Source organism: Candidatus Margulisiibacteriota bacterium (genome assembly GCA_028706105.1).
Taxonomy (GTDB): Bacteria; Margulisbacteria; Riflemargulisbacteria; order GWF2-35-9; family DYQY01; genus DYQY01.
Genome location: JAQWCF010000134.1, coordinates 1 through 3302 on the forward strand (window position 1 = coordinate 1; position 3302 = coordinate 3302).

General features: G+C 34.1%; 1 protein-coding gene. It reads left to right on the forward strand.

The window, feature by feature from the left end; genetic code table 11:
* The coding region (locus PHF25_09255) for a hypothetical protein (GenBank protein MDD4528196.1) at positions 1-3302 on the forward strand (3302 nt) is incomplete at both ends.

Consider the following 3302-nt stretch of genomic DNA (forward strand, 5'->3'; position numbering starts at 1 on the left):
TCCTAAAAATTATAAGACAACAGTTAATGCAGGGGTACTTGGAGAATTAGAAGCGCCAAAGACATTTAAAGAAGTCGCTGGAACAGGCCTTGAGACAATAGCAGCTGGTCTTGGTGGTGCAGGTGGAAAAGTAGCATCAACTGCAGGAAAAAGCTTATTTAAAAGAGCTTTAACTGGACCAGGGGCAAAGATTGGTGCAGCATACGGAGCAGGAGAAGAACTAAAAGAAAATAAGTCATTAGTAGACGTTGCTAAAGGAGCAGTAATAGGAGCAGGAACTGGTGCACTTTTTGATGTCGCATTATTAAAAGGTGGCCAAGGATTGAAAAAATTAGGAGAAAAAATACAAAAACCAACAACTAAAACAGTACAACAAGCTAAAGAAGAAATAGCAGGTAAAATTATTGAAGGAAAAACAAAAGATCAGCCACTTGGAGTAAAAGCATTAGAATCAATAGACACAAAAGGTGTTAAAACTTTTAAAGATTTAGAAACTAAACTTACTAATAAAATAACAGAACTATCTAAAAATATAGATAAAAAATTAGACAAAGATACTTCAGTTCAAAAATTAAAAGATATAGTTACTAAAGCAAAATCTATCTCTGGCAAAGAAGTCAAAACTAATTATGTTGAGACTGCATTAAAACATCTTCAAGAAGTTTATAGAAAGACCGGAGATAATGTTGGAGTACAAAACATTAAAGATACTATTAAGAAAGCAACTACAACAGGATTAACTAAAAAAGAGATCAACAATATCGCTAGAAGCTATGGAGTTGAATTTGGTAAAAAAGCATTCAGTAAAGGAGAGCCTTTAACATCAGTAAATTCTAAATTATATGAAACAGTAAGAAAGGGATTAAAAGAAAAAGCTAGAGAAACTGCATCAGGATTAGGAACAAAAGAAATGGACAAAACAATGTCTGCAATTTATAAGACAAGAGATCTTATTAGAAAAAATAAAGAAGAAGTAAATAAACTTCAACAAAAAATTCAAGAAAGAGGATTGGGAGAAAAATTAGGAAGAAGCACTTTTAATTTATTAAATCTAGGAACTGGTGGATGGTTAAAAGGATTTATAGAAAGAGGAATGGCAAGAGGTACTGGATTAAAGACATTAAACTATATCGAATTAGAGAAAAATATCGCTAAAAACCTTAAACTACTTGAAAAAGCTAATAAATCAAAAACAAAAATTCAATTAGAAAAAGTATTGAATGAGATCGCAAAAAAGGTTGGAGTTGGAGTATCTAAAACAGGAGAAGTTATCTCAAAGATCCCAGGAATAGCTGAAGAAGCTCCTCGTAAAAGTGTTCAAAGTTTGATGGATGCAGCAAGAACTAAAATGCCTATTGGAATGACTATTAAAGATGTCAGCAAGGAGGGTTTTAGCAAGGCAGAAGTGCCTCAAAAACTTACAGAAGAAGCAAGAAAGTATAAAAGTGCTGAGGAGTTTATGAAGGCGCAAGGGAAAACTTATTATAGAGCAACAGAAGATGGGAAGACACTTGGAACAGGCGAAAGGTGGGCTTGGACAGATAAGAAAACTGCAGAATCGTGGGCAAAGAGAAATAATGCCAAAGTGGTTGAGTTTACAGTTTCAGACGAAGGGATAGACCCGATTGATTTATCAAGAATAAAAAGCAAAACAGGAACAGATAGATTCAAATTTGATACTTCAAAAGCACAAACAAAATCCCAAATCATAGACATCTGGAAACAGGCAAACCAAGCGACACCTGAACAGTCTCTAATACAGGAAGCCAAGAAGTATAAGACAGCAGAAGAGTTTGTTAATGCACAATTCCGAGAAACAGATCTACCTGAATTAAAGGATATCTCTAATAAAAAGAAATATGCAAAAGAACTTGGATTTAATGTTGATAAAGATACTTTAGAAGTGGTAGACGAATTTTGGGCTAAAGATTCAACTCCTAACCAATATTATCATGTTGGAACAGAAGAAATAATGAATTTTGATAAATCGAAAAGTAGATTTAACCCAGAATTGAGGGGTGGTGGAATTAGTCAAATCAACGGCATGTATCTAGGCAGAGATCCGAAAGCACTTAGTAATTTTTATGGAATGATTATTAAAGATGATTTTGGTGAAAATCCGATTGTATCATCGTTCAAGATGGCTCCTAAATGGTTAGATTTGTCAAATAAAGCAGATGAAACCAAATTCTTAAATGAAGTATCGAAGAAATACAATGTAAGAAAAGGAAGGACAGCTGAATTTGGTGATGCATTAGAAAAAGAAATAATAGCAAGAGGTTATGATGGTGCAAGATATTTTGATCCATATGCAACAGGAGAAGAATTTGTATTGGTTAAAAATCCTCCAGTCAAATCCCAACTAACAGACATCTGGAACAAGGCTAACGAAGGAATAAAAGAAACTCCATACAAAGAAACAGGATCACTAACAACTAAACTTCTTAAAAAGTTGGAAGGAAGAACTACAGTTAACAAGCAATTCGTATCAGACCTAACAAATAGTCCTGACTTAAAACAAACTGAAAAAGATCTAATTAGAGCAGCTCTTAAAGGAGAAGATTCTAAAATAAATGTTACAAAATTTGCTGACAAAGTAAAAGCAGAGCTTTTGCCATTGAAACCAGAGACGAGCAAAGGTGGAGAACCAAGATATGAACAAGTAACACTCCCAGAAGAAATAAGAGGAAATGTAGCAGAATACTATGAAACAGTATATAACTCACCAATAAAAACATCGGCAGGACAGGTACATTTTGGAGATGAGGGTTCACAAAACTACTTCGGACACACTCGTATTGAAGACATGGCAGACAATAAAACTCGTAGAGTAATAGAAGTACAGAGTGATTTGTATCAGAAAGGTAGATTGGAAAGTGAAATAAGAAATGCTGAAGGATATGATGATTTATTAAAACGAGGAATTGTTAAAAAGAAGTTAGATCAAGCAAACAGAAAACAGATCAGGAAATTAGAACAATACAACGATCCTACAGCTCACTTCCGCATGGTACGAGAAGAAATATCTCAAGCAGCAAAAGATAAAAAGACAAAGCTTTTATTTCCTACCGGAGAGACTGCAATGAAGATTGAAGGACTGGAGACAAAAAACAATTGGATAGACGATACTATTGCAAAAAATGGCGCAGATGTACTTAAACCAGAACAATTAAAAGTTTTTCAAGTGGTAAGGCGTGGAAACAGAGAAGATAAATGGGTAATCACTGATGTTCTCGGAGATGGGAAGTTTAAAGCTGTTCCTTTTGAATTTTATAAAGAACTTGAACTTGGTATAAAAAAGG